The organism is Pseudomonas sp. Larv2_ips (genome assembly GCF_963879675.1).
In the GTDB taxonomy this organism is placed as follows: Bacteria; Pseudomonadota; Gammaproteobacteria; order Pseudomonadales; family Pseudomonadaceae; genus Aquipseudomonas.
Genome location: NZ_CAWOAW010000014.1, coordinates 1,829,595 through 1,854,002, shown reverse-complemented (window position 1 = coordinate 1,854,002; position 24,408 = coordinate 1,829,595). Strand labels below are relative to the sequence as shown.

At 56.5% G+C, this 24,408-nt stretch carries 30 protein-coding genes and 1 pseudogene; 23 read left to right on the top strand and 8 right to left on the bottom strand.

Going from position 1 to position 24,408, the window contains the following annotated elements:
• Positions 1-16 precede the first annotated feature (16 nt).
• The 10 genes from AACV02_RS15215 to AACV02_RS15170 all read left to right on the top strand — a co-directional run bounded on the left by AACV02_RS15215 (position 17) and on the right by AACV02_RS15170 (position 5,633).
• Positions 17-982 (top strand): major capsid protein, encoded by a 966-nt coding sequence (locus AACV02_RS15215; protein ID WP_119740757.1) that lies wholly within the window; start codon positions 17-19, stop codon positions 980-982.
• Positions 983-1,029: 47 nt separating this feature from the next.
• The gene (locus AACV02_RS15210) at positions 1,030-1,614 is read left to right on the top strand and encodes a hypothetical protein (RefSeq protein ID WP_177413696.1); all 585 of its coding nucleotides are present in this window, start codon (positions 1,030-1,032) and stop codon (positions 1,612-1,614) included.
• Positions 1,615-1,673: 59 nt separating this feature from the next.
• Entirely contained in the window at positions 1,674-2,177 is a 504-nt protein-coding gene (locus AACV02_RS15205; protein WP_119740753.1) for a DnaT-like ssDNA-binding protein, read from the top strand.
• Between the two features lie 35 nt (positions 2,178-2,212).
• Entirely contained in the window at positions 2,213-2,401 is a 189-nt protein-coding gene (locus AACV02_RS15200) for a hypothetical protein (RefSeq protein ID WP_157986846.1), read from the top strand.
• Between the two features lie 47 nt (positions 2,402-2,448).
• Positions 2,449-2,817 (top strand): hypothetical protein, encoded by a 369-nt coding sequence (locus tag AACV02_RS15195; RefSeq protein ID WP_119740751.1) that lies wholly within the window; start codon positions 2,449-2,451, stop codon positions 2,815-2,817.
• Positions 2,818-2,834: 17 nt separating this feature from the next.
• The gene (locus AACV02_RS15190) at positions 2,835-3,470 is read left to right on the top strand and encodes a hypothetical protein (RefSeq protein ID WP_119740852.1); all 636 of its coding nucleotides are present in this window, start codon (positions 2,835-2,837) and stop codon (positions 3,468-3,470) included.
• On the top strand, positions 3,467-3,883 hold the full coding sequence (locus AACV02_RS15185) for a phage tail terminator-like protein (RefSeq protein WP_119740749.1): 417 nt from the start codon (positions 3,467-3,469) through the stop codon (positions 3,881-3,883). Before AACV02_RS15190 ends, AACV02_RS15185 begins: the two co-directional genes overlap by 4 nt.
• Before the next feature lie 392 nt (positions 3,884-4,275).
• The gene (locus AACV02_RS15180; protein ID WP_119740744.1) at positions 4,276-4,923 is read left to right on the top strand and encodes a phage tail protein; all 648 of its coding nucleotides are present in this window, start codon (positions 4,276-4,278) and stop codon (positions 4,921-4,923) included.
• A 3-nt stretch (positions 4,924-4,926) separates the two neighbouring features.
• Positions 4,927-5,307 (top strand): phage tail assembly chaperone, encoded by a 381-nt coding sequence (locus AACV02_RS15175; RefSeq protein ID WP_119740742.1) that lies wholly within the window; start codon positions 4,927-4,929, stop codon positions 5,305-5,307.
• A 47-nt stretch (positions 5,308-5,354) separates the two neighbouring features.
• Entirely contained in the window at positions 5,355-5,633 is a 279-nt protein-coding gene (locus AACV02_RS15170; RefSeq protein WP_119740740.1) for a DUF1799 domain-containing protein, read from the top strand.
• 122 nt (positions 5,634-5,755) lie between these two features.
• Here the strand turns inward: AACV02_RS15170 and AACV02_RS15165 are convergent, their stop codons facing one another.
• Both AACV02_RS15165 and AACV02_RS15160 read right to left on the bottom strand, forming a co-directional pair.
• Positions 5,756-6,046 (bottom strand): hypothetical protein, encoded by a 291-nt coding sequence (locus AACV02_RS15165; RefSeq protein WP_157986845.1) that lies wholly within the window; start codon positions 6,044-6,046, stop codon positions 5,756-5,758.
• A 35-nt stretch (positions 6,047-6,081) separates the two neighbouring features.
• Positions 6,082-6,414 (bottom strand): YjzC family protein, encoded by a 333-nt coding sequence (locus AACV02_RS15160; RefSeq protein WP_256680516.1) that lies wholly within the window; start codon positions 6,412-6,414, stop codon positions 6,082-6,084.
• An 83-nt stretch (positions 6,415-6,497) separates the two neighbouring features.
• On the opposite strand from AACV02_RS15160, the gene AACV02_RS15155 reads away from it, so the two are divergent.
• Both AACV02_RS15155 and AACV02_RS15150 read left to right on the top strand, forming a co-directional pair.
• Positions 6,498-7,121: an AbiU2 domain-containing protein gene (locus AACV02_RS15155; protein ID WP_256680515.1), complete on the top strand. Its 624-nt coding sequence runs from the start codon at positions 6,498-6,500 to the stop codon at positions 7,119-7,121.
• A gap of 438 nt (positions 7,122-7,559) precedes the next feature.
• The gene (locus AACV02_RS15150; RefSeq protein ID WP_119740732.1) at positions 7,560-7,805 is read left to right on the top strand and encodes a hypothetical protein; all 246 of its coding nucleotides are present in this window, start codon (positions 7,560-7,562) and stop codon (positions 7,803-7,805) included.
• 76 nt (positions 7,806-7,881) lie between these two features.
• Here AACV02_RS15150 and AACV02_RS15145 read toward each other — a convergent pair whose 3' ends face one another.
• From AACV02_RS15145 to AACV02_RS15120, 6 genes are all read right to left on the bottom strand, one after another.
• Complete coding sequence (locus AACV02_RS15145) at positions 7,882-8,142, bottom strand: hypothetical protein (protein WP_119740730.1); 261 nt, start codon at positions 8,140-8,142, stop codon at positions 7,882-7,884.
• 33 nt (positions 8,143-8,175) lie between these two features.
• The gene (locus tag AACV02_RS15140) at positions 8,176-8,769 is read right to left on the bottom strand and encodes a hypothetical protein (RefSeq protein ID WP_218568299.1); all 594 of its coding nucleotides are present in this window, start codon (positions 8,767-8,769) and stop codon (positions 8,176-8,178) included.
• Positions 8,770-8,825: 56 nt separating this feature from the next.
• The gene (locus AACV02_RS15135) at positions 8,826-9,119 is read right to left on the bottom strand and encodes a hypothetical protein (RefSeq protein WP_157986844.1); all 294 of its coding nucleotides are present in this window, start codon (positions 9,117-9,119) and stop codon (positions 8,826-8,828) included.
• A gap of 84 nt (positions 9,120-9,203) precedes the next feature.
• Positions 9,204-9,503, bottom strand: coding sequence for a hypothetical protein (locus tag AACV02_RS15130; RefSeq protein WP_119740726.1), 300 nt, complete (start codon positions 9,501-9,503; stop codon positions 9,204-9,206).
• A gap of 58 nt (positions 9,504-9,561) precedes the next feature.
• The gene (locus tag AACV02_RS15125) at positions 9,562-10,167 is read right to left on the bottom strand and encodes a DNA translocase FtsK (RefSeq protein WP_119740724.1); all 606 of its coding nucleotides are present in this window, start codon (positions 10,165-10,167) and stop codon (positions 9,562-9,564) included.
• 104 nt (positions 10,168-10,271) lie between these two features.
• Entirely contained in the window at positions 10,272-10,727 is a 456-nt protein-coding gene (locus tag AACV02_RS15120) for a helix-turn-helix domain-containing protein (RefSeq protein ID WP_071486872.1), read from the bottom strand.
• 265 nt (positions 10,728-10,992) lie between these two features.
• Here AACV02_RS15120 and AACV02_RS15115 point away from each other — a divergent pair, with 265 nt between their 5' ends.
• The 11 genes and pseudogenes from AACV02_RS15115 to AACV02_RS15065 form a co-directional block, all read left to right on the top strand.
• Entirely contained in the window at positions 10,993-11,934 is a 942-nt protein-coding gene (locus AACV02_RS15115; protein ID WP_256680514.1) for a BRO-N domain-containing protein, read from the top strand.
• Entirely contained in the window at positions 11,931-12,431 is a 501-nt protein-coding gene (locus AACV02_RS15110) for a KilA-N domain-containing protein (RefSeq protein ID WP_119740722.1), read from the top strand. Before AACV02_RS15115 ends, AACV02_RS15110 begins: the two co-directional genes overlap by 4 nt.
• A gap of 95 nt (positions 12,432-12,526) precedes the next feature.
• On the top strand, positions 12,527-12,949 hold the full coding sequence (locus tag AACV02_RS15105) for a hypothetical protein (protein ID WP_119740720.1): 423 nt from the start codon (positions 12,527-12,529) through the stop codon (positions 12,947-12,949).
• A 486-nt stretch (positions 12,950-13,435) separates the two neighbouring features.
• Positions 13,436-16,735: a phage tail tape measure protein gene (locus AACV02_RS15100; protein WP_119740715.1), complete on the top strand. Its 3,300-nt coding sequence runs from the start codon at positions 13,436-13,438 to the stop codon at positions 16,733-16,735.
• Positions 16,736-16,737: 2 nt separating this feature from the next.
• Entirely contained in the window at positions 16,738-17,076 is a 339-nt protein-coding gene (locus AACV02_RS15095; protein ID WP_119740713.1) for a phage tail protein, read from the top strand.
• A gap of 10 nt (positions 17,077-17,086) precedes the next feature.
• On the top strand, positions 17,087-17,836 hold the full coding sequence (locus AACV02_RS15090; protein ID WP_119740711.1) for a phage minor tail protein L: 750 nt from the start codon (positions 17,087-17,089) through the stop codon (positions 17,834-17,836).
• A gap of 2 nt (positions 17,837-17,838) precedes the next feature.
• Positions 17,839-18,594 carry a C40 family peptidase gene (locus AACV02_RS15085; protein WP_119740709.1) on the top strand — a complete coding sequence of 252 codons (756 nt, stop codon included), beginning with the start codon at positions 17,839-17,841 and terminating at the stop codon, positions 18,592-18,594.
• A complete protein-coding gene (locus tag AACV02_RS15080; protein ID WP_119740707.1) occupies positions 18,591-19,169 on the top strand; it encodes a tail assembly protein in 579 nt (192 codons plus the stop codon). Before AACV02_RS15085 ends, AACV02_RS15080 begins: the two co-directional genes overlap by 4 nt.
• 57 nt (positions 19,170-19,226) lie before the next feature.
• Positions 19,227-22,856, top strand: a complete 3,630-nt coding sequence (locus AACV02_RS15075; protein ID WP_119740705.1) for a phage tail protein — start codon at positions 19,227-19,229, stop codon at positions 22,854-22,856.
• A 344-nt stretch (positions 22,857-23,200) separates the two neighbouring features.
• Positions 23,201-23,830 (top strand): hypothetical protein, encoded by a 630-nt coding sequence (locus tag AACV02_RS15070; RefSeq protein ID WP_119740703.1) that lies wholly within the window; start codon positions 23,201-23,203, stop codon positions 23,828-23,830.
• 56 nt (positions 23,831-23,886) lie between these two features.
• Positions 23,887-24,408: pseudogene (locus AACV02_RS15065) on the top strand (hypothetical protein); the annotation flags it as partial.

The following is a 24,408-nucleotide window of genomic DNA, read 5'->3' as shown; positions in this document are numbered from 1 at the left end:
GTAAGGGGATTGACCCATGGCTACAACCGTTAACAGCGACCTGATCATCTACAACGATGAGGCGCAAACCGCATACCTCGAGCGTGTACAGGACAACCTGGATGTGTTCAACGCATCGTCCAACGGCGCGATGGTGCTGGACAATGAACTGATCGAAGGCGACTTCCGCAAGCGCGCTCTCTACAAGCTGAACGGCTCTCTGGAGCACCGCGACGTCAACTCTGACGGCAAGGTAACTGCCAAGAAGATCTCCGCCGGCGAAGCTGTTGGCGTCAAAGCTCCATGGAAGTACGGTCCATACCAGACCACCGAAGAGGCGTTCAAGCGCCGCGGTCGTCCGGTCGAGGAGTTCTCCCAGATCGTCGGCGCCGACGTCGCTGATGCGACCCTGGAAGGCTTCATCCAGTACGCAACTGCTGGCCTGCGTGCCGCCATCGGTTCCAACGCTGACATGGTGGTTTCGGCCAACATCGAAACCGATGGCAAGAAGACGCTGACTCGCGGTATGCGCAAGTTCGGCGACAAGTTCGGCCGTATTGCTCTGTGGGTCATGCACTCCAGCGCCTACTTCGACATCGTCGACGAAGCCATCACCAGCAAGATTTACGAAGAAGCTGGCGTTGTGATCTACGGCGGCCTGCCGGGCACTCTGGGCAAGCCTGTACTGGTGACCGATACCGCGCCGGCGGACGTGATTTTCGGCCTGCTGCCAAACGCCGTGACCATTACCGAGTCGCAGGCCCCGGGCTTCCGTTCCTACGAAGTGAACGACGAAGAAAACTTGAGCATCGGCTACCGCGCGGAAGGCACCGTGAACATCGATGTGCTGGGTTATAGCTGGAAAGCCACCACTGGCGGTTCCAACCCAACCCTGGCTGCCGTCGGCTCGGCTGCCAACTGGGTCAAGCATGCGGGCAGCAACAAAGTCACCGCCGGTGTGATGATCACGCTGACCGCAACGCCTCCTGTTACTGGCGGTTAAGCCTCACACTCAACGCGCGGTCAGCAATGGCCGCCTTGGAGAAACACATGGAACTGACTTACAGCAACCAGCTGAGCGGCTTCGACCCGGAGAAGCGTTACCGCAATCCGGAACACTTCGATAAGCCCGAAGCGGGTGTGACCAGCGTGCTGGTGATTGGCGAATGGCCGAGCGTGATCAATGCGTACGAAGCAGCCGGCATCGATGTGTCGGTGAAGGAAGCCAAGCGGGCGCAGATTGTTGGTGCGGGCAACCAAGCCGAACTGGAAAAGGTGATCGCGGCTTTGCGTGCTGAGCATGGATCGATTCAGATCCTTGTTGACGGCCTGGAAGCTGGCGAAATCCATCGTCCAGAGTCCGGCGACCTGGCGTTGCGCTTGTTTGACGTGCTGGGCACGATCCATGCTTCGGTTGATGAGTTGACCACTGAACGTGACGGCCTGGCCTTGACTGTCGACGCACTACGTGGCGAGGTTGAAGCGCTGAAGAAGTCTGTCATCACGCCCCCGGCTGATGAGGCCGGTGAAATCGCAGCGCTGAAAGCAAAGCTCGATGAGGCCCAAGTGCAGTACCGCGCCAATGCATCGAAAGAATCCTTGGAAAAGCTCGTCGCTGAGTTGCCCAAGGAGTAATACTGCTGGCTGTCGGTCACCCGGCGGCCAATCTACAAACCATTCCAGCGAGTTGACGCATGACACTCATCATCGAGGACGGCACCGGCAAGCCTGACGCCGAAAGCTACGCGAGCGCCGAGGACCTGGCCATGTATGCCGTGAAGTTCGGCACGGTCATCCCCGCAGGTGTTCCTGAGCAGGAAGCGTTGCTGCGCCGGGCCGCCTTGGCGATGGATGGCATGACCTGGAAGGGGCGCAAGACCAGTAGCGAGCAGGCCCTTTCCTGGCCGCGCCGGGAAGTGCTGCTGGATCAGGAGATCAAGCCGAACAACTACCTGCCGGCGCGGATCCAGTATGGCCAGATGGCGCTGGCCGCTGAAATCCACCAAGACGACATCGACCCGGTGGAGAAGCGGAAGGGGGCGGTGCTGCTCGACCGTGTTGAGGGAGCAGTGACGCGGCAGTACGCGGCGATCCCCTCCACCAGCAACCGACTACTGCCGGCGGCACCGGATAGACCGAGTGCTACGCAGTTTGCGGATTATCTTCTGAAACGTGGCTTGTTTGCCATTCGTGCCTGATATAGCGTTCAGCCTTCATCACAGCGGAGGTGCTTATGAAGCCTGAAGAAGTAGCGGCATGGGATCAGTATTATTCAGCAGCGGTGATTGCCATATCATCCCAGCCTGAGAAAAAGACCGGCTCCCCATTGGATGAGCTGAGTTCGTTGCCAGGATCGATTTCGCATCGCGCAGCTGGTATGGCTGATTTGATGCTGAAACAAAGGCAACAACGCGTTAAGTAATCACGAAGCCCAGCCATTGAGCTGGGCTTTTCACATCTGGAGCCCCTATGGCCTTCTACGACGAAATGGCCGTGATGGCTCTGGATATGATCACAGAGTTCGGCCAGCCCGTGACGATCAGCAAGACGGTGCCGGGCGAGTATGACCCTGAGGCGGGCGGGGAAGCGCCAGGCGCCACTGTTGAGCAAATCGCCCAGGGCATCCTGCTCGACTTCACCGGCCAAGAATTTCAAAACAACAGCCTCATCAAGCAGGGCGACAAGAAGCTCAAGATCGCTGCTCAGGGTTTGGCCTGGGTTCCGGGCCTGCTGGGCAAGGTGGTCGCCCAAGGCCGCACCTGGTCAATCGTCCCGCCGCTGAAAGAGGTCAACCCGGCTGGCACACCGATTCTTTATGAGCTGCAGGTGCGGTCGTGACGAACAAGTACGCGAGCATGAACGGCAGCTTTGCCGAGAATATCCGCGACTTTGCCGAGCGCGCCCAGGCTGGTATCGATGCAACCATCCGAGAGATCGTTATCGAGATCGGCAGCAGCGTCATCCTCAAGTCGCCAGTGGGTAATCCTGAAATTTGGGCTGCGAACGTCGCTCACCGACAGGCGAACAAGCGGGCCGCCGATGACTACGACTTCAAGGTCGCGATCCGCAACACGATCATCAACCTCAACGAATCGAACTTCACCAAAGCCGGCAAACTGCGGCGCGGTGTGAAGTTCGCCCAGCCCCTGACCAAGACCGAGCACGACCAGAACTTCAACGTTAACGGGTTGGTTGCTGGCAACGACTACGTCGGCGGGAGGTTCCGCGGGAACTGGCAGTTTTCGATTGATGCCCCAGCAGATGGCGTTCTTGATCAGATCGATGTCAGCGGTAACGTCAGCATCGCCGTGCTCAAGGCACAGGTTCAAACCCTGACCGCGGGGCAGACGGCCTACATCGTAAATAACCTGCCCTACGGAATCCCACTTGAGTATGGGCATAGCAAGCAAGCGCCTCACGGGATGATTCGGGTCACGTTGTCTCAGTTCCAGAAAACTGTCGATGACGCCATCAGGAATAACCAAGTATGAGCCACGCCGTCATCGCATCGATCTATGAGGCAAAGCTGCTCGCCTGGAGCAAAGCGCGTGCGGAGCCCATCAAGGTCGTGTTCGAAAACACTCAGTACGACCCTGCGGACGGCGATACCTATCTGCGGGCGTTCATGCTCCCAGGCGATACCGCGAGCAGCACGCTCGCTGGCGACCACCGCGCATTCATCGGCGTCTACCAGGTCAGCATTGTGGCACCGGCCGGCACCGGCAAGACCAAGACGAACCCACTTGTGGCTGAGTTGACCACGCTATTCCCGCTTTATGCGCGAGACACAAAGGCAGGCCTCACCGTCGTTACGATGTCGCCAGTTAATCCTGGCCCAGGCATCACAGACCCGCCGACTTACACGGTGCCGGTGTCGTTCGAGTACCGAGCCGACACCGCCTGATCCTAGACGGTAGACTCCCTTCATGAATTGGTTTGGGAATACCTGCGATGGACGAAATCAGGAAGCAGCGGCTTCAATATCTAAGTGAGTGGGTAGAGGACCACTGCTATAGGAATCGTGAAGAAATCGGCTTGAGCGAGCGGTGCTTATGCGTCGGATGCGGTCTTTGGCTTGTACCCACTGAAATTATAAAGTGGTACGAGGATAAGCATGCCTGCTGTCCAGGCTGTGGCCTTACCGGTGTGGTCGTAGGTTCGAAATCCGGTATCCCTTTGGACGAGGTCCGAAGCAATATGAAAGTCGATTAGCAACAAACAACATTTAGCCCGTTGGGCAAATCCCGAAACCCGCCTCTGTGCGGGTTTTGTCATTTCTGAAAAGAGGAAACACCCATGCAAATGCCCAACGGCGCCACCCTTGAGATCGCGTCCATTTACGGCACGCCGATCCCGGTCACCGCCCTGACAAACGCCAATCCAGCCGTCGCGACTGCTGCGGCGCACGGCCTGGCCGAGGGCGACGTCATTGCCGTAAATTCTGGCTGGACCCGCCTGGATGGTCGCGGCGTTCGAGTTGGGGAGATCGCCAGCGGCACGTTCGCGCTGGAGAGCGTCAATACGACCAGCATTCAACAGTATCCCGCGGGCTCGGGGATTGGTTCCGTTCGCGAGGTGACAGCCTTCACCGAGATCTCGCAGATTACTGAGATGAATTCCAGTGGTGGTGATCAGCAGTTCCTGACCTTCGGCTTCCTGGCTGACGATGATGATCGCCAGATGCCGACTACCAAGAACCCCATCACGCTGACCTTCACCGTCGCCGACGATCCGTCCAAGCCGTACGTGGCGGTCTGTGAGGCGGCGGATGACGACAAGCAGGCGCGTCTGTTGCGTCTCAACCTCCCGGGCGGCAGCAGCATCATCTACAACGGCTACGTCTCGATCACCGCAACGCCTACCATGTCCCGGAACAACCTGATGACCCGTGTTATCAGCCTGGCGCTGACCGGTCGCCCAACCCGTTACGCGGCTGCGGTGTAATCCATGGCGAAGTTCAAGTTGATCCAGAAGCCGACCTTCAAGGCGCCGGTGATGATCCAGCGGGCGGGGTACAACGCCGAAAAGGTGGAGTTCGAGTTCAAGTACCTGGACCGTACCGCGCTTGCTGACCTGTACACCGGCTGGAATGAGCGGCACGACGAGCTGGGCAAGCAGGTCGGGGATATGGATCTCAAAGCCTTCACCGCCGCCCAGATCGCCCTGCAAGCCGACCAACTGCTGGATGTGGTGGTGGGCTGGGATATCGAAGAAGAATTCACGCCTGAAAACGTGCGCATCCTCGTGAATTCGATTAACTCGGCTCCGAAGGCTGTGCTGAATGCCTACGCAGAAGCCTTCAGTGAAGCCCGCCTGGGAAACTCCTAAGCGCCTCCCGCGCCCTTTATGAGCCAGGGCCTTCAGATGCAGATCTGATGGCTTTCGGCTTATCGCGTCAAGACATTCCCGACAAGGAAGTCGGGATCTGGCCCGACAACTGGGACGCCTTCAAAGTCTTCGAGGCAATGAGCACCCAGTGGCGCACAGGCGCGTGCGGCGCAACAGGCATGGACTACAGCGTTCTCTCCGGTGTGATTAGGATGTGCGGCGTGCCAATCAGCCAGCGACAAACCATTTTCAGCGACTTCCGGCGTATGGAGGCTGAAGCCCTGCAGGTGATGGCGGAACAGCGGGAAAGCGTGAGGGGCGTCTGATCCTCAAACACAAAAACGCAAGACAACCAAGATGACGCGGCATGGCCGCAGGAGAGTAGCAATGGATCAGGCTAAGGATGCTTTCCCGGGCCACGATGATGCCGGGAAAGCAATTGACTGGATCAGTCGGCAGATTTCTTCGACGTTTCTGGGAAAAGACCTGCAATCAATGCTTGCAGGGGTAAATGATGTTCCGATGAGCCGTCAGAAAGACCCCTGTCTTCCGGCAACGCCTTAATGATCTTCTCGGCGGCATCCTTAATGTGTTGTCGCTTTGAAGGATCAAGCACTGCCAGAGAGGTACCAACTAGCGTTAAGGCGGCGAGGACGCCAGTTTGAAACGGTGAAAGATGTGGTTTTTCGCTCATTTCACTTTCCTTGCGTTGTTCGCGCCGATATTGGCGCAATTCCATTCCTTGGGCTTGCAGGCGAAGGACCGGGGAATCCCTTAGCCTTGCGTTTGCGTCTGTACTATCAGGCGCCACTCGACTTTTTTGTCGAAAACGCCAGGGTGCTGATGCTTGTTCTGAGGAGGAAACGGATCACCTTTATTCGAGGTGATTTCATCACCGCAGCCCTCACACCGATAGATTCCTGAAACGAGCACTTTCTCTCCAGGCCCGAACAATGAATTCCAAGGTGCGCTGCCCAGAAGGGTTGGCGTGTCTTTTTCAAGGTATTGAAATGATTCTTCTGTGAAGAGCGCCATCGTGATTCCTTTCTGTGGCTGATAGGAGAGGCACAAAGCTACTACGCCGATGATCAGGGCGGTTACTGGCATTCCATCCACGCTGGATGCTTGGCCAGCTCGCTGCTACGCTCAATCCTCGTGCAATCTCGCAACGAGAACGTTGGGGTTATGTAGTGAGCGCAGACAAACTTAAGGAAATGCGTGACGAATATGTCAGCACCATGGGCGATGACCTGGGGCGGGTCTTTTTCGCAATTCACCATGAGGCAATTGATCTCGGCATTGTCTGGCAGCAGTACACTCAGCTTTACGGTACAGACGCCGAAACTATTCAAGTTTTGAACGGTACAGCCGGATTATTTTTCAGGGTGATTCAAGACGAGCTTTGGGATAGTGTTTTGCTTCGTATCTCCGCTTTAACTGATCCCGCTCAGACACGTAACAACAAAAACATAAGCGTGTGCGCGCTTCCTCCGCTGATTCAAGATCCAGCTCAAAAAAGTGAAGTCCAGCGATTGTGCGCTCTGGCTCTTGCCGAGACTGAGTACGCGCGGGAGCATCGAAACAAGCGGATTGCCCATAACGACCATGACTATCACGTCAAAAAAGGGGCGGAGGGAGCAGTCGAATTGAGTGGGATTAGCAGGAAGACAGTTGAAGAAATGCTGTGTGCGATCCGGAATGTCCTAAAATATGTTCAGAGCGAACTTCGGGATGTAGACTTTCTCTATGATCGCTTTATTGAAGATACTGGTGCCGGACTGCTGATCAAAAAGTTAAAAAAAGCTCGCGCATAGCTTTCGAGGCTCGATAGCTAAACGATTTTTGTGCTGACTCCTGGCATGAGCGCTCTACAGTCCAGCCAAACCAAAGAGGGAACGGCATGCGGATTTTAATAGGGATACTGGTATCAGTCTGTTTCGCTACTGTGGCGCATGCCGACGCACAGTCAAAATCTATTTCAATGAGCTTTGATGAGTGCCAAGCGTATCAGGCAAATACCATCGCAAAGCTCAATGTGCCAGCCTCAGACATCGAGCCGATCGTAAACTCGTCAGTGCTGACTATCACCAGAGTCTATACGGTCGACGGAAGTGTTTTGATCAGTTGCAGCGAGCCCGATCAGAAAATGGTCGTAACGATGTCCAGCAAGGGTCGGTAGTGCTACAGACTCTTGCCCATTCGGACATCTTGAAGCACTCTTCTGCCCCTGATGCTTCGAATGGGAAATTGATATGGGCGAAACGTATTTGAATGGGCGCTGGGGTGTGTTCAAGAACAACACCGACGAAGAGCCGATCGCGCTTCTGATAGACGGGGCTGGCGTGCCGATTAGGTTGGGTGGGCCGGTATTTCAAGTGGTTAGAAGTCGCTTGGTTGATTCAAAGGGGTTCGGCGGACCCTTGGCCCCGTTCAATGAAGGCTGGGTGGTAAACCACGGTGTTAATGATTTGGGACATTTCCTGAAACTGCTGCCCTGATAGGGCAAGCAAAAAAGAAGCCCGCTGATGCGGGCTTTGTAGTTTCTGCCAGATATTAAAAAGCCGGCGGCGCGGGCTACTCTCGGATTGCTTCAGGCTGCGGATCAAAAATCTCAAGTAGCATGTGATCGTGCTCCGCGCGTGTTGCCCTGTAGAGCATGCACCGATCTAGCAAGATCCTTTTCATGCTTCGAGCTGAGGCAAGGTGTCTGGGCTCGACGGAGATCGTCGCGGTCTTGCCGCTGCGGGTGTCGGTCACTTCCAGCTGGTAGGACTCAATCAAGTCGCCACGCTTGGTATGACCGAGGCATTTGAAGGTTAGGGTAGGCTCGGACATTTCGGTCTCCTGTGGGCGAGCAGTGCTTACTTATTAATTGGGAGAGGGCTCGTTCGCACTGCAACTGTTGTCGACTTGGCACTTGTTTATAGGAACCCAAGGACCTTTCGGCTCGATTGCGTCCAGCCGGTATATAGTCAGAACTCCAGCGTAGTAGCTACCAGGGACCCCGGGAAAGCCGGCTTTCTCGCCGTCCTTGAAGCGACCCTCATAAATTGGAACGACCTTGCCACTTTGGGGGGCGAGGCTCACCGAAACACGCCCTGAGGGCCTGCAGTGAATAATCATTACAGCGTTTGTGTGATGTTCGTTTGCAGACTCGTCGAATACACGAACGACGTCATGCCCACCAGGCTTGCGGCAACTTGCTGATGGGATAGTCGCTGATACTCCTTCCGCGCGGGTGTCGCCACTTAAAGCAGAAGGCATGTAGAACATTAGATTTAGCCCGATCAGCGCATTTTCTTGGAGTGGTGAGAATCGATCTTCAAAGCTATTTCGTACGCTGATTATTGCCGGCTCGAAGTTCTTCTTGACTATGTCTGTGGTAGCTTCGAGGCAGGCACCGCCCACCGCGGCAATTACCGCGATAATGCCTTTGGAGAGGTATTTCTTGAGGGATGGCATTGCTCGCATCCTTGCGTATGAGTGAAAAGTACGGGGAGCCGGGCTCTGATCTTGGTCTAATAAGCAAGTAGCCCCGCCGTCGACTTAATTTCTTCCAGATATTGAACTGTCTTTTTAGATGGATCAATCGGCAAACACTGGTCCAGCACGATGCATAGGCCGCGCAGCCAAGCGCGTGATTCTTCTGTAATAGAGCCTCCATGAGGGGCGTAGGCATCGGCAATAGCGTAGCTTTCTACCGGCCAGTCACTCAGTGCTTTAACAATTCCATCGCGCATATCATGGATCGCGTTGTTCGTTGAGGCTGGGTTTTGAATTGCTTGTTTTAATCTTTTTAAGCGGAGGGGCATTCAACGTTCCTTGCTGAGAGTGAAAAGGCCCAGCGAGCTGGGCTTTGTGGTTCCTGATGTGCGGTAAACCCAGTTGAGGGCTTATCAGTTGGGATCTCTCGTGAGTGCAGACTCCATGCTATTTAGCTCTATCAACGCGTGCACCAGGTGCCTTGCAGGAAGGACGCCATAGTCTTGATCGAATCCAAGAGCAGCGGCAGCATGAAGAATAAGCTTCATCGCCTTTTCGCGAACATAGCTGTCGGGGCCTTCATCCTTGCAAAGATCGTCAATGAGGAAGCGAATCGCACTGTACAAAGCAGCTCTATCGATGATCGTCTCGGCATCGCTCACTTCTTCATAGAGCTCGCGTAGCGCTTTGATGCGGGCTTTGATATGGCTCATCAAACACTCCAGGCGACTGAAAAAATTATGGGAAAAAGCCCGGCGGGGCGGGCTTGAGCTAACCTTTTGCGTCCCAACCAACGACGATGCCGTTTTCCAAGGTCACGCGCAGTAAAAATCGGTTGCCGCCTTCGTGATGATATTTCCAAATTTCGCGTGATTTGCTCTTCATATATTTTTGATCGATTGTCTCTGGCTCCCCGGCTGAATCAAACAAATGACCTGCTGTCATGCCTTCCCAGATTTTCTGATCAAGAATCGCTTGGACTATGATTTTGTCAGTGTATTTTTCTGTGAGGTATGCAATCCGAAGAGCAAGTTCCTCCGCTTGTCTCTGACGTTCTGTTTCTGCTCTAGATGGGCGTAAGCGTGCATCTTGACGCTGCTGTTCACTCAGCAAGTATCTGCTTCCATTAGCGCAGATTTCGGATACGACGTGGTCGTCTTCAAGGCATTCAACCAGCCGCGTTGCTCGTTCGTAGCCAATTTTGAGATGGCGTTGAACGGCGGAGATGCTGCATCTACCCGTCGATACTACAAAACGCGCAGCGTCGGGGTAGAGGGGGTCTTCATTCTCCGTCAGATCAGAGATATCGAAGGCAGGGCTCCGTTTGGGGGCGTCCTCTTGGATTGAGATGCCGAAAAGCGTTTTCCACCACGACATTCAACGCTCCTTGTTAGCTTGTCCCATAAACGTTTGTGAAAAGCCCGGCGGGCCGGACTTCGTCATTCGATTTAGTTGTGGTGACCACCACCATTATCGGGTCTTCATTGCGGCATCGGTGGCCAGCTTTTGGACTCTTCGACTACGTTGGCGATTACTTCTTCGATGGTTGTCTTTTCGCCGCGAGCCTCGGCATGAAAAAGGTCAATTATTGCGTTGAGCATTATTTCCTGTGTGACGCCATGCTTCGCGGCTTCGCCTTGTAGATTTTCGATGGTGCTTTTCGGTAACGCTAGGACTAGGTCTTTCTTGCCCTCAGCGACTAGCGCCATTTCCAAAACCTCGGGCTGGTCATCAACATCCTGCAGTTTTTCCACTTCACAACCGAGTGCTTTAGATAGCTTGACTAATGCGGTCATGCGCGGGACCGAGGTGCCCATCTCATACCGCCCTATTTGGGGAACGCTTAAGCCACTCGCCTTCGCAAGATCGCGCTGGGTCATTCCCGCGTCTGCTCGGAGGCGGACGAGTCGGGAAGGGAAGCCTTTCGGGTGGTACATGCTGATTCCATACTGTGGTGTGGAAAACATGATGTTCGCGAAACATTGTCAGCGCAAGAAGATGATGGCAAATGATGTTGACTAGATGCAATAAATGATGCGTAATGATGCCTAATGATTGTTAAGGAGGTTTTATGAGGTCGGAGAAATCGCGATACCCGCTCAGCTTGGAGGCATCTGTGAAAGTGCAGGCAGAAGGTGAAGCAAAGAAAAATCGACGCAGTTTGAATGCCGAACTCGGACTGTTAATCGAGGAGGGGCTGAAATGGAGGGAGCAAACGAGCAAGCAGGCAGTAGCCTAAAACGAAGAAACCCCGGCTTGCAGGCCAGGGCTTCGGGTAACGAGATCAACTACCAGGAAGAAATCGTCATGAGCGATATTAGCACAACCGTTTCGAATGTCATCCCGTTCAATTTCGGCGAGCAGCAGGTGCGTACGCTGCTGATAGATGATCAGCCGTGGTTCGTGGCGGCTGATGTGTCATCCGCCTTGGAATACCGAATTGCTGGTGACATGACTCGAAACTTGGACGAAGACGAAAAGGGTACGCAGATTGTGCGTACCCTTGGCGGGGACCAAGAAATGCTGGTCATAAACGAATCCGGCCTTTATTCGGCAATCCTGCGCAGCCGTAAGGCGGAAGCCAAACGCTTCAAAAAATGGGTGACCGCTGAGGTTCTTCCTGCGATTCGTAAGCACGGTCGGTATGAAGACACCCAGAGCGTCATGACGCCTATGGTTGATGAACTTCTCGGCAAGGTCGGAGCTCTTCGGCTAGGCAACGTCATGCGATGCCGTGTTGCCAAACTTGATGCTGAGCATCAGCGCAGCGCTACTGCCAAGCTGGCATCCGCACTTCACGCCCGCTTCGATGTTCCGCGCATGGAGCTGATCCCCGCCGACCAAATGGATGCAGCCTGCAATTTTGTCGCCAGCTACGCGATCGAGGGCGAATACTTACCGAAGGGCGGCAACCAATCTGTCGACATCCCGACCGATCTTTCGGAAACCCAGCGTTACCTTGTTTTCACTGACGGCTCTGGTAAGCGTCAGGTGCAACCCGTTCCGTTCGACGCGTGCGTAATGTCGCCGACTCAGTTCTTGGCGGCCGTCACTGCGCCGAACGGTGTTCATGTCCCGTCGGCGGCGCTGTTCGACTTCGCCCTAGCGGCGATGCAGAAAGTGAAGTGGAGGGTTGCGGCATGAAATCAGCAGTCGTACCGTTTGATTTTCATGGGCAGCAGGTTCAGTTCAATTCGGATGGCTGGATTAATGCTACCGCTGTAGCAGCCGAGGCCGGGAAAAGGCTTGACCATTGGCTGGCTAACGCAGAAACCAACGACTACATGGATGCACTTGCTTCGGCGCTTAATACCCGGGATTCCGGGGATTTGATTTTCACCAAGCGCGGGCGCAATGGCGGGACCTGGCTGCATCCAAAACTGGCGATTGTTTTTGCCAGGTGGCTCTCTGCGGACTTCGCGGTATGGTGCGACCTCCAGATCGATGAGTTGCTTCACGGAGGTGGAAATGCACGGGAAATGCTCGATAAGGCAAGTTTGGCCCTTGATCGAAGGCGAGAACTGGCAAGCCAGCAGGGAAAGGGACTTTCTGCATGGCGCTGGGCGCGGCCCGATCTTGAACAGAGCGTCGAGTTTTGGCGTGAGCAGGTTCAGCTAACCCTGAAGCTCGACGCACCTTAACTTCCCACGAACCCGAAGAACCCCGCCCATGCGGGGCTTTCGTGTTGCTCTCTCGTTGATGATAAAGTCTCGCGATATCTCAACGAGGGAACGAAATGAAATTATTCGTAGGTGCGCTGGCGGTAGCTTTACTGGCTGGCTGTGCAACTTCTCCAGTTCCGTCCGACAAGGCGCGCCCAGCGCCATCCGAAAGAGTAAGCGGCTACCAAAAGCCAGTGCCTGGCGGTAGTTCGCTAATCGTGACGAGAGACACAGGGTTTCTCGGCGGCGGTTGCTTCGCGACCATCTTTCTAAATGGTGCTCCCGTGGCAAAGCTGGACACCGGCGAGAAGGCTGTCTTCCAGGTCCCTTCCGGTGAGTGGTTGTTAGGCGCCGCATTGGATGGTTCAGCACTTTGCGCAGCGAACCCCGAGCGAATGGAAACGTCAGTGGTTTTGAAGCAGGGCCAGCAAAAGAAATTCAGGGTTTTCCTCCCTGCTGGCGGTGGGTCGATATCCGTGCAGCCGAGCAGCTTCTAAGTATCTAAGGAGAAGTTGATATGTCACAGGTTATCGTTTTGGGTTGGCTCATTGTTGCCGGACTCACGGCCGTGGCGGCAAACGCGAAGAACAGGTCGGCTTTCGAAGGGTTTTTGGTGGGGGTTTTCTTTCCTGTTCTTGGATTGGTCATTTACCTAATAATCAAGCCATCCCCGGAAAAATCATCGTCTATTAAAAATGGGCTTCTTGTTAACTCTAGCGGGGAGAGGACCTGCCCTAGCTGCTCAGAGTTTGTAAAAATGCAGGCATCCAAGTGCAAGCACTGCGGAAGCGATCTGACGCCAATCACTGACGCTGAAGCAAAGGCTGCGCACGACGCTGTGTATGGGCCTATGAGAAGCCACCGAACTATTCTCGTTTTGTTGTTGGGAATAGCTGTTGTGGCTTTCGGATATTTTAATCAGCACTAAACAGACACCTTCACAAGCCCGCTTCGGCGGGTTTTTTATTGCCCGGAGAAAAACAATGAGCACCAACTTCACGTCCTTGGGCATTGCCGTAAATTCATCGGAGGCGGTGAACGCTGCTGGCGATCTGGACAAGTTGGTCGACTCGGCAGAAGGCGCGGAGAAGGCGATAGTCGATCTGGGAAAAGCCGGCGATGGCCTGGCCAACACCGGCAAGAAGATCACACAAGCTGAAAGTGAGGTAGCCCAGGGCGTCGACAAATCCACTGCCGCAATAGACCGCAAATCTGGCGCAAGCCGCAAAGCAGCCGACAGCGCTGTGGCTGAGATCAATGTCATCAGCCAGCTCGACAAGGCAATGACCAGCAACATTACCTGCATGGAATCGCTGATCCAGGCTGAAGGGCTGCTCGAGCGCGCCAAGAAAGGTGGTCTGGTAACAATTGAGGATCAGGTCAAGTATCAGGATCAGTTGGGGAAGGCCCACGACAGGCTTGAAAAGGCTGAAGCCAAAGAACTGGCGCAGAAGCAGCGCCTGATAGAGGTTGAGGGCCGACGGATCGAAGCGCTAAAGCGCACCGTGAATGGAATCGACCCCTTAACCTCCAAGCTGGCGAAGCTTGAAGAGCGTGAGCGAGCCCTCAGCGAGCTTCATAAGCTAGGCGAGACTGACGCAAATCGCTACAACGAAGCCTTAGCAAAGATCGGCAAGGACCGTGCTGGGCTGGCCGCGACGGAGACCGCGTTCGACAAGTTGAAGCTTGGCACTCGCCAGGCTCAAGAGAACGTGATGCAGCTCGCCAACGCCCTGCAATCGGGCGACCTAGGGAGTGGGGCTCGTGCAATCGCTCAGTTGGGCGCTGGAGCGGGAGAATCCGCGAAAAGTCTTGCTGGCATGATCATTCCTGCCGGATTGCTCGTTGCAGTAATCGGGTCACTCGCATACGCATATCTTGATGCGATGAAACAGGCGCGTGAGTTCAATGCCGCTATCAATGGAGGCACCAACGGCGCCGGTCAGACAATCGCCAGCTTGAAGGATATGGCCGACGGCGCTGGGCGTGTCACGGGGAACCTGTCTGGTGCGCGAGAGGCCGTTGTGTCGCTTGCATCGGGGGCCGCCACAAGCGGCACGCAGATGCGAAACCTGGCTGAGGCTGCGGCGGCGATCAGCGAGATCTCAGGGCACGGGGCTGGTGAGCTTGCAAAGTCGTTCGCCACCGCCGGCGATACTGCGACGGAAGCTGCGGGAAAGATCAGTAGCCAGTATGGGCTGCTCACCCTTGAGCAATACCAGGTGATCAAGGGGATTGATGATCAAGGCGATCATCAGCGCGCACTTGATGTCCTGAGCGGGGACTTGAATCAGGCAGCGTTAGAGCGCCTGAAAGCCTATCGAGGCTCTCTCTCCGATATAGAGCGCGACTGGGATGACATCGGAAACGCTACAAAGCGTGCTTATTCATACCTCAGGGCAGAAGCTTTTCCAGACCTCACAAAGCAGATCGAAATCACCCAGCGCGTGCTGGATACTCGCAAGGGTGGCGGTTTTGCTGGAGCAGTATCCAATGGGCTTAGTTCGCTCAATACGGCGCTTGGCCTAGGCACCGGTGAGCATGATGACTCAACCGAGGCTCTGGAAAAGAAATTGGCAGAACTGAAGTCTCGCCTTGCCGCGAGCACTGCTCAGACGGCCGCTACTGGTGAGGCTACGGACGCTAACCAGAAGGCCATAGAAGCCCAAAAGGCGCTGGATGCGCAACTCGATAACATCAACCCTCTGGCCAAGCGGCAGGAAGGGCTGAAAAAGCTCAACGATCAATTCCGAACACTTTACGAAAACGCAGAGAAAACCGGACAAAAATCACCCTTGCTTGATGGTGTCAACTTCGACGGTGCCAAGTTCTCTGGCGGCGCGTATGACAAACTGCTGAAGGGGCTCAACGACAAAAATAAAGACCCCAAGGCCGCTGGCTCCCAAGTCGACCTGACCAGCTTCAACAACGCCAAAAACAACCTTTCCGACATCGTCAATGAATACCGAAACGCCCAGAAGGAACTGGAGGCCCAGCAGAAAGCTGGTGTGGTTTCGCTGTCGGACTATGCCAAGCAACGGTCGGCCCTGATCAACCAGGAAAAGGACGATGTGACGGCCGCGTACCAGGCTGAAATCGATGCACTGGAGGCGGCCAAGGCCAAGAAAGGCACTACGGCGGCGCAGAGCATCCAGCTTGACCAGAAGATTTCCGATGCACGGCAGGGGATGGTCAAGGCTCAGAAGGATGCAGACAGCCAGCTGACGGTTATCGCCACAAATGAGAAGGGCCGTGTGGAGCAGCTGACGGCCGCCTCACAGGCGTATGTCAATCAGTTGGAACGCCAGCGAGCTGCACTGGAAGCCGCCGGCTCCCGCGCTGCAAATGGGCTAGGCCTGGGAGACAGGCAAGCAGCACTGCAAGCGAGCCTCGATGCAACCACGGACAAGTTCAACGACGAGCGGGCCAAGCTGCTGGATCGGCGCAAGACAGCGCCTGATAAGTACAGTCAGGAAGACTACATGCGCGACCTGGCCAGCCTGGAAGATGCGGAAAGGAAGTACCGCGACACGGTGGTCGACAACTACGACAAGATGTCGGAGGCCCAGGGCGACTGGCGTAGCGGGGCCTCATCGGCTTTCCAGAACTACCTGCAGTCTGCTAATGATGTGGCTGGCCAGACCAAGAGCCTGTTCACCAGTGCCTTTTCAAGCATGGAGGACGCGGTCGCGAATTTTGCTGTCACCGGCAAATTGTCGTTCTCCGACTTCACCAAATCGATCATCGCCGATATGGCGCGGATCGCGACTCGACAAGCTGCTTCTGGTTTGCTTTCGAGCATCGCCGGAAGTGCGCTTGGGGCGTACTTCGGTGGCGGTGCGGCTGCTGGCGCTACCAGCTTCGGGTCAGACATTGGTGGTGCAATCACTGCCAATGCAAAGGGCGGTGTGTACGACTCGCCAAGCTTGTCCAGCTTCAGCAACCAGGTGCACGACAAGCCGCAGATGTTCGCATTCGCTCAGGGCGCGGGCATCTTCGCCGAGGCCGGGCCGGAGGCGATCATGCCGCTGACCAGGACAGCCGGCGGTGAGCTTGGTGTCCGCGCACTGGGCGGTGCCGGCGGGGGAGGCGCTGGCAACACCTACAACTTCCCTGTCTCGGTTTCCGTGCAGACGGCGGGCGATGGCGGCAATGCCACGCAGGAAGACACCTCCCAGGCCGGAAGGAATATCCAGCAGGCCACCAAAGCCGAAGCCGAGGCAGCCATTGCGCGCGGTGTACAGCCTGGCGGCGCAATCTGGCGAGCTATCAACGGAAGGTAACCATGGCGATTGAAACGTTCACCTGGGCCACCCAGAACGGGGAGGCGCCCGATATTACCTATCGGGTGCGCACCTCGCAGTTTGGGGACGGCTACAGGCAAGAGGTCGCGGATGGGATCAACAATAAAGTCGATGCCTATCCGATCACTCACACGGGCAACACAGCGACAGCGCTGGCCATGATGGCGTTCTTCGATCGCCACAAGGGCGCCAAGGCTTTCTTGTGGACCACTCCCCTGGGCCAGCTCGGCCTGTTCACCTGCAAGAACCCAACCCCTACGCCCATGGGCGGGGGCGTATTCAAAGTGACAGCGACGTTCGAGCGCGCTTTCCACCCGTAAAGGTCAATCCATGTCGCTGATCAATGCTATCCAGACTCTTGAGCCTGGCAACGAAGTCATGCTGTTCGAACTGGACGGCAGTGATTACGGCGCCGATGTTCTGCGCTTCCATGGGCACGCGATCCCGCATACACCCTCCGAACTGATGGCCGCCGGCGCAAGCGCCGACCAACTGCCGGCCAAATCGATCTGGTGGAAGGGTGAGGAGTACGGCGCCTGGCCCATGCAGTACGAGGGCAGCGAGGCGAATGGCGACGGCACTGCCGTAAGGCCGAAGCTTTCGGTGGGCAATGTCAACGGGCGAATCACCGCGCTTTGCCTGGCTTTCGAGGATCTGCTTGAGTTCAAGCTGACCATCCGCAATACGCTGGCCGAGTACTTGGATGTCGTGAACTTCGAAGGCGGCAACCCCACGGCTGACCCAACCCAAGAGTCGATTGAGGTCTGGTATGTCGACCAGAAAACCAACGAGGACGGCGAGATAGTCAGCTGGGATCTGGCCAGCCCGGGAGATGTCGGCGGCGAGACGATCGGTCGACAGATGACCACGCTATGCCACTGGTGCCTCACCGGTGGCTACCGTGGCCCAAACTGCGGCTATACCGGACCCTACGTCACGAAGGACGGGGTAGTTACCGACAACCCTGAGCTCGATGTGTGCGACGCCACGCTGGGTAAGGGCTGTATTCCTCGCTTCGGCGAGGGCAACCCTTACCCATTCGGCGGATTCCCCGCCGTTTCCTTGATCGCCCGGAGCTGACCATGCGCAAACACATTATTGCGGCCATCCAAGCGCATGCGGCGGCCGAGTACCCGAAGGAGTGCTGCGGCCTGGTGCTGGCCGTCGGGCGAGCGCAGAAGTACATCCCGTGCCGGAACATCGCCACCGAGCCGAACGAAGAGTTCAGGTTGGAACCGGAGGACTACGCTGCGGCGGAAGACCAGGGTCAGGTCATCGGTATCGTGCATTCGCATCCGGACGCCACCAGCAGGCCGTCTTCGCGTGATCTGGCGATGTGCGAGGCTACGGCATTGCCATGGCACATTCTGTCGTGGCCAGAGGGCGACCTGCGAACGATCACTCCAGCGGGCAACACGCCGCTGCTCAAGCGCCCATTTGTACACGGCGCCTGGGACTGCTGGCAGGTCTGCGCTGATTGGTATCAGCGCGAGTGGGGCCTTGAATTTGAAACCTTCAAACGCGCCGATGGCTGGTGGGAGAGCGCGGAAAGCACAAGCCTGTATGAGGCGAACTATGCCGCTGCCGGCTTTGAGCAGGTCGATACGCCGCAGCGCGGCGACATGATCGTGATGGAGGTAGGCCGCACGGCTCACCCTAACCACGCAGGGATCTACCTTGGCACTGACCCGGTGCTACCCGGCGAGGACTCCGGCGTGTTCGGCCCTGGGCCATTCGTCCTGCACCACCTGTACGGCCGGCCGTCAGAGGTGATCGTCTACGGCGGCCCATGGCTGCAGCGCACACGTTTAATTCTTAGACACAAGGAGGCCAGATGAGCGCCATCGTTTATTCGCCGATGACCACCATCAAGCTTTCGGGTTCGCTGGCTCAGAAGTTCGGCAGGCTGCATAGGCGCCAGGTTGCTTCGGGCGATACCTGGGAGGTGTTCAGGGCGTTGAAGGCCACCATCGACGGGTTCGAGGCTGAGATCCGCCGCCTTGATCGCCTGGGACTTCGCTTTGCCATCTTCCGCAACAGGAAAAACGTCGGGCCGGATGAGTTCGGCATGGGCGGGGCCAGGGAGATCAGGATTGTTCCGGTGATCGAGGGCAGCAAGCGCGGCGGCATTTTGCAGATTGTGCTGGGCGTCGTGCTGATCGCAGCCAGCTACTTCGGCGCGCCTACGGCACCCGCGGGTATCGCGCTGCTAGCAGGGGGCGTAATCCAGATGCTCAGCCCACAGGCCGCCGGCCTCAAGCAGAGTGCTTCGCCGGAAAACATGCCCAGCTACGCATTCGGCAGCGCGAAGAACACCACGGCCAGCGGCAATCCCGTCCCTATCTGCATCGGCGAACGCCGGTGGGGCGGGGCAATAATCTCGGCATCCATCTACGCCGAAGACAAAGCATAACCACGACGCATCAAGCAAACCGCCCAAGATGCGGTTTTTTATTGCCTGGAGGAAAGCATGGGTGCAGCACAAAAGCTGGATATTCACGGCGCTAAGGGTGGCGAGAGCAAGCCAAAGTCGCCGGTAGAGGCCCCTGACAGCCTGCGCTCCACCAACGTCGCCAAGATCCTGATCGCCGTGGGCGAGGGTGAATTCGATGGTACACCGACCGCGCGCGATATTTTCCTCGACAACACGCCCATCCAGGATGCCAGCGGGAATTTCAACTTCACCAACGTCAAGTGGGACTGGCGCCCGGGCTCGGTAGAGCAGACTTACATCCCAGGTATTCCATCTGTCGATAACGAAACGTCGCTGAATATCGAGCTGCGCAGTGGCACGCCGTGGGTTCAATCGCTGACCAATCTCCAGTTGTCGGCAGCACGTATCCGCCTGGCTACGCCCCGACTGGCGAGCCAGGACGGTGAAGGCAACATCAACGGGTACACCATCCAATATGCGGTTGACGTAGCTACCGACGGTGGCGCCTATCAAGAAGTGCTTATCGGCGCGATGTCGGGCAAGACAACCACCCGCTACGAGCGATCACTGCCTATCAAGCTGCCTCCTGCAGCGAGTGGCTGGCTCATTCGCGTTCGGCGGATCACGCCAAACCAGAACACTGACAAGATAGCCGACTCCCTTTTCATTGCAGGTTACACGCAGGTCATCGACGAGAAGCTGCGCTACCCCAATACGGCGCTACTTTTCGTCGAGTTCGACGCCGAGCAGTTCACCAACATCCCGGCTGTCACGGTCAAGTGCAAGGCTCGGCGCTGGCAGGTGCCGAGCAACTACGACCCCGTGGCAAGGACTTACTCCGGCGCCTGGGACGGCACCATGAAAGAGGCCTGGACCAATAACCCGGCATGGGTCACCTATGGCATCTGCACCCAGGATCGTTTCGGCCTGGGTCGCCGCATTAAGCCGTGGATGGTGGACAAGTGGGAGCTGTACCGCATCGCGCAGTATTGCGACCAGATGGTGCCGAATGGAGCTGACGGCGTTGAGCCGCGCTTCCTGTGCGACATGAACCTGCAGGGCAAGGCCGATGCCTGGTCACTGTTGCGCGACATCGCCGGTATTTACCGCGGCATGACGTATTGGGCGCAGGGCCAGCTGGTCATGCAGGCTGATATGCCTCGCTCCCAGGACATCGACTACGTCTTCACCCGCTCCAACGTCATCGACGGCAAAATCTCATATGGCAGTGCATCGGCCAAAACACGTTTCACGCGCTGCCTCGTCAGCTACGACAACCCACTGAACAACTACGACACCGACGTCACGGTCTATTCAGATCTGCCGCTACAGCGCCGCCTGGGCGACAAACCGACGGAGATCAGTGCAATCGGCTGCACCCGGGCATCTGAGGCCCAGCGCCGAGCTAAATGGCTGGTGCTGAGCAACAACCAAGACCGCACGATCAGCTTCAGGACCGGCATGGAAGGCCGTATCCCGCTGCCTGGCTTCATTATTCCCGTTGCTGACTCGCTGCTGGCGGGCAGGGAGATCGGCGGGCGCATTGCGGCGGCGGCGGGGAAGGTCATCACCTTGGACCGAGACACTCTGGCCAAGGTCGGTGACCGGCTGGTTATCAACCTTCCCGGCGGGCGAGCGGAAGGGCGTACCGTGGAAAGCGTGAGCGGCCGCAACGTAACCGTGACCGTTGCCTACAGCGAGGCACCGGCTGCACAGCTTCAGTGGGCAATCGACGCTGACGACCTGGCAATCCCTCTATATCGGGTGATGCGGACTGCACGGACACCAGAAGGCGATTACGACATCAGCGCTTTGCAATACGAGCCTGGTAAGTTCGCCAGCATCGACACCGGGGCGCGCTTGGAAGAGCGCCCGATCAGCGTCATACCGATCACGGTGGTGCCGCCGCCGGAAAGCGTAACCGTCACGTCGAACGTGTCGATCGACCAGGGCATTGCCATCAGCACCATGAACATCTCGTGGCCTGCCGTGAATGGCGCGGTCGCCTATGACGTGGAGTGGCGCAAGGACAGCGGCAACTGGATCAGGGTGCAGCGTACTGGTTCGACTAGCGTCGACGTCACCGGCATCTACTCGGGCGCCTACCTGGCCCGCGTGCGCTCGGTGAGCGCCTTTGAAATATCCTCAGTCTGGAAGAGCTCTAACCTCACCAACCTGCAAGGCAAAACCGGCTTGCCGCCGGCGGTGTCGTTCCTGCGCACCACCAGCGAGCTGTTCGGCATCAGCATCAAGTGGGGTTTTCCCGCTGGCGCCGAGGACACCCAGCGCACCGAGTTGTGGTACGGCCCGGCGAACAACCTGGCGGCGGCTACCAAGCTGGCCGACCTGGCGTACCCGCAGGCCGACTATCGCATGCAGCAGTTGCTGGCGGGCGCTACGTTGTTCTTCTGGGCGCGCCTGGTGGACCGCACCGGCAACATAGGTCCGTTCTACCCGGTGGTGAATGGTGTGATGGGCCAGGCCAGTTCGGACGCTGGGGCCATCTTGAATATGCTCGCCGGCAAGATCAGCAAGACCGAGCTAGGCCAGGACCTGCTCAGTGATATCAACAAAATCCCCGGCCTGCAGGATCAAATCGACGCGCTTGACGACATCCTGCTGTACGACTCGGCGAAGACGTACGCCATTGGCGATACGGTGCGCCAAGGGCAGCGGCTGTATCAGGCCATTGCCAGTGTGCCGGCCAACAAGCCACCACCGAACGCCGCGTACTGGCTCGACGTGGGGCAGACCGTTGGGTCTGTCGGCGCCTTGGCGCAGCAGGTAGCACTGAACAAAACCAGCATTGAAACCGTCGACGGCAAGGTAACTGCGCAAGGCTCAACTCTTAATGTGCTGCGCGCAGCTACTCGAGATGACAGTGGCAGCGGTGCGAAGGCAGATGCGTTGAAAGGCTGGGCCAGTACTGCCGCAATCGCTACTCAAGAAAAGGTCATCGCCTCAAACGAAGAAGCATCGGCACAGCGCCTTACAACCGTGGATGCCAAGGTCAACCAAAACGCCGCAAACGTGACGCTTCTGGAAAGCACCGTGGCCAACAACAAGCAGGCCTCGGCGCAGCAAATCTCCCAGGTTAGCGCAGAGGTTGCCGCGACCAAGGATGACATCGTAACAACCAAGGGGGATATTGCCGCGAACAAGGATGGAGTCGCCACAAACAAGGCAGCAATCCAGCAGACCAGCTCAGCACTCGCCGACACCAATGGGAAATTGTCGACCTTATGGTCCGTGAAGATGGAAACCACGGCCGGCGGGCAGAAGTACGCTGCGTCTTTCGGTCTGGGCCTCCAGGTCGATCCTTCTGGGGTGTCGTCGCAGTTCGTGGTAAGGGCTGACACCTTCATGCTGCTCAACTTGGCCAATGGCACGCCGGTTTCCCCGTTCTCGGTCACTGGCGGGCAGACCTTCATTAAGTCGGCCTTCCTGGAAGACGGGTCAATCACCAACGCCAAGATCGGTAACTACATCCAGTCCAACAACTATGTAGCCGGTACCAGCGGCTGGAAGTTGTTCTTCGACGGGACGTTTGAAATAAATAGCTCTCTCGGTTCCGGCCAGGCTCGGCAGGTCATTAATAATCGAGGAGGAAAAGTGTTCGATGAGGTTGGCGGCAAGCGCTATCAGTGGGGAGATCTTTCCGCATGACTTATGGAGTAAGAATTTGGGGGGCTACAGGCGCCTTAGAGCTTGATGAAACATCATTTAGTGTCAGGGTGATCTATTCGGGGTTGGTATCTCGGCCAACTGGCATCACTTATGTGGACATTGCTGTTCCAGGGTGCGATCCGGCAACCTGCAGCGCCGTCTGTGTGCCGGTCGTACCATACCCCGCTGATCCTAACTCCCAGAACCTTTATGCCATACAACAGGAGCCTCAAGTATTTAGCGGATATGTAAGGGTATGGATGGTTAATCGAAATATCCAAGCAAGTGCTAGTCCTGCTCCTGCTCTTGAAACCCAGCGGCTTCTAGTTATGAGGTGCCGGTAAATGACTTACGGTATGCAGTTCACTAATGACAAGGATACGGTAGTCTTAGATTCTGAGTACTCCAGGCTTGTGGTCTTACATAAAGGTGATTATGCCGGTCCGATAAACTTCCCTACGCCCATTACCTCCCAAGAGCCGCCTCTAGTATTTATCAGACCGAATAGTTCTTTTACTCTGAGCTACGCGAGAATTAACGGTGGTGCGGGTAACTGGACTGGTTTTTCGTTTGTTGGCGGCGGTACGGGCAAATACTTCGCTGCTGCCTTTCAATCAACACCTACTGCCACCTACGGTTTTAGACTTTGGGACGCGAATGGAAAGCTTTTGTTCGATAGTGGGACGCCTTGCGCTCAGTTCACCCGAACAATCTCAACATGGACTTTTATCGGCTCAAGCCAAACGGGCCAAGGCACGACGCAAGTAAACTTTACGGCGCCGTCTCCGTTGAATGGCGGTGATTATATGATGATTAATAATATTGGCATGGATGTAAGTGCTGCTAATACTCGCTCGGCTAAGTTGTATTGCACTTGGGATTACACTAACAATAGGGTTGTAGTTTTTACTGTAGGTGTGACAAATGTTACGTCGCTCTTCGTACCTGTAGTATTTGCAAAACCTATAACCTGAGTTAGTGCCATCCACCTATGCCGCCTTGAGCGGTTTTTTATTGTCTGGAGAAAAATATGGTTTGGCAAAGATCCGGAACAGTTGCTGTACAGAACGGCAGCACCACTGTCGTCGGCACGAACGTAGATTTCGCGGCCAGCAGCCGGAATGGCGACTCATTCGTTGGTCCAGACGGTGCGACCTACGAGGTAGCCAACGTCGCCAGTTCCACGGTTATCTCGATCCTACCCGCGTACAAAGGGCCGACAGTGAGCAGCGCTCCCTACGCAATCATGCCGGTGCAGGGCTACGACAAAATGCTGTCCGATGCCTTCAATAACCTGAACAACCAGTTCGGGCCGAAGCTGGCGGCGCTGGGCACGACGGGCAATTACGACACTCTGCCTATCTTCAAAGGCGGAACTGCGGCCACTACGCAGGCGCAGGCCTGCAGCAATCTTGGTGCTCTGAGAAATCAGGCCGCCAATAGTACGATTGGCCTGAGTTTTGGTTCGGTTGCGCCACCGAACATAGCCTCTATTGATTCGTCAGGAAATAACGCGAATACCGCCTTGCGCATTTCTAACTCGGGAAACACT

Coding starts and splice junctions, on each gene's coding strand:
- AACV02_RS15110 (WP_119740722.1), top strand. CDS start 11,931: ATGAAATCAGCAGTCGTACCGTTTGATTTTCATGGGCAGCAGGTTCAG.
- AACV02_RS15105 (WP_119740720.1), top strand. CDS start 12,527: ATGAAATTATTCGTAGGTGCGCTGGCGGTAGCTTTACTGGCTGGCTGT.
- AACV02_RS15215 (WP_119740757.1), top strand. CDS start 17: ATGGCTACAACCGTTAACAGCGACCTGATCATCTACAACGATGAGGCG.
- AACV02_RS15095 (WP_119740713.1), top strand. CDS start 16,738: ATGGCGATTGAAACGTTCACCTGGGCCACCCAGAACGGGGAGGCGCCC.
- AACV02_RS15080 (WP_119740707.1), top strand. CDS start 18,591: ATGAGCGCCATCGTTTATTCGCCGATGACCACCATCAAGCTTTCGGGT.
- AACV02_RS15125 (WP_119740724.1), bottom strand. CDS start 10,167: ATGTCGTGGTGGAAAACGCTTTTCGGCATCTCAATCCAAGAGGACGCC.
- AACV02_RS15190 (WP_119740852.1), top strand. CDS start 2,835: ATGAACGGCAGCTTTGCCGAGAATATCCGCGACTTTGCCGAGCGCGCC.
- AACV02_RS15140 (WP_218568299.1), bottom strand. CDS start 8,769: ATGCCATCCCTCAAGAAATACCTCTCCAAAGGCATTATCGCGGTAATT.
- AACV02_RS15090 (WP_119740711.1), top strand. CDS start 17,087: ATGTCGCTGATCAATGCTATCCAGACTCTTGAGCCTGGCAACGAAGTC.
- AACV02_RS15195 (WP_119740751.1), top strand. CDS start 2,449: ATGGCCTTCTACGACGAAATGGCCGTGATGGCTCTGGATATGATCACA.
- AACV02_RS15165 (WP_157986845.1), bottom strand. CDS start 6,046: ATGGAATTGCGCCAATATCGGCGCGAACAACGCAAGGAAAGTGAAATG.
- AACV02_RS15200 (WP_157986846.1), top strand. CDS start 2,213: ATGAAGCCTGAAGAAGTAGCGGCATGGGATCAGTATTATTCAGCAGCG.
- AACV02_RS15120 (WP_071486872.1), bottom strand. CDS start 10,727: ATGTACCACCCGAAAGGCTTCCCTTCCCGACTCGTCCGCCTCCGAGCA.
- AACV02_RS15075 (WP_119740705.1), top strand. CDS start 19,227: ATGGGTGCAGCACAAAAGCTGGATATTCACGGCGCTAAGGGTGGCGAG.
- AACV02_RS15210 (WP_177413696.1), top strand. CDS start 1,030: ATGGAACTGACTTACAGCAACCAGCTGAGCGGCTTCGACCCGGAGAAG.
- AACV02_RS15085 (WP_119740709.1), top strand. CDS start 17,839: ATGCGCAAACACATTATTGCGGCCATCCAAGCGCATGCGGCGGCCGAG.
- AACV02_RS15170 (WP_119740740.1), top strand. CDS start 5,355: ATGGCTTTCGGCTTATCGCGTCAAGACATTCCCGACAAGGAAGTCGGG.
- AACV02_RS15100 (WP_119740715.1), top strand. CDS start 13,436: ATGAGCACCAACTTCACGTCCTTGGGCATTGCCGTAAATTCATCGGAG.
- AACV02_RS15150 (WP_119740732.1), top strand. CDS start 7,560: ATGGGCGAAACGTATTTGAATGGGCGCTGGGGTGTGTTCAAGAACAAC.
- AACV02_RS15145 (WP_119740730.1), bottom strand. CDS start 8,142: ATGTCCGAGCCTACCCTAACCTTCAAATGCCTCGGTCATACCAAGCGT.
- AACV02_RS15070 (WP_119740703.1), top strand. CDS start 23,201: ATGACTTACGGTATGCAGTTCACTAATGACAAGGATACGGTAGTCTTA.
- AACV02_RS15175 (WP_119740742.1), top strand. CDS start 4,927: ATGGCGAAGTTCAAGTTGATCCAGAAGCCGACCTTCAAGGCGCCGGTG.
- AACV02_RS15115 (WP_256680514.1), top strand. CDS start 10,993: ATGGAGGGAGCAAACGAGCAAGCAGGCAGTAGCCTAAAACGAAGAAAC.
- AACV02_RS15160 (WP_256680516.1), bottom strand. CDS start 6,414: ATGCCAGTAACCGCCCTGATCATCGGCGTAGTAGCTTTGTGCCTCTCC.
- AACV02_RS15135 (WP_157986844.1), bottom strand. CDS start 9,119: ATGCCCCTCCGCTTAAAAAGATTAAAACAAGCAATTCAAAACCCAGCC.
- AACV02_RS15180 (WP_119740744.1), top strand. CDS start 4,276: ATGCAAATGCCCAACGGCGCCACCCTTGAGATCGCGTCCATTTACGGC.
- AACV02_RS15130 (WP_119740726.1), bottom strand. CDS start 9,503: ATGAGCCATATCAAAGCCCGCATCAAAGCGCTACGCGAGCTCTATGAA.
- AACV02_RS15185 (WP_119740749.1), top strand. CDS start 3,467: ATGAGCCACGCCGTCATCGCATCGATCTATGAGGCAAAGCTGCTCGCC.
- AACV02_RS15205 (WP_119740753.1), top strand. CDS start 1,674: ATGACACTCATCATCGAGGACGGCACCGGCAAGCCTGACGCCGAAAGC.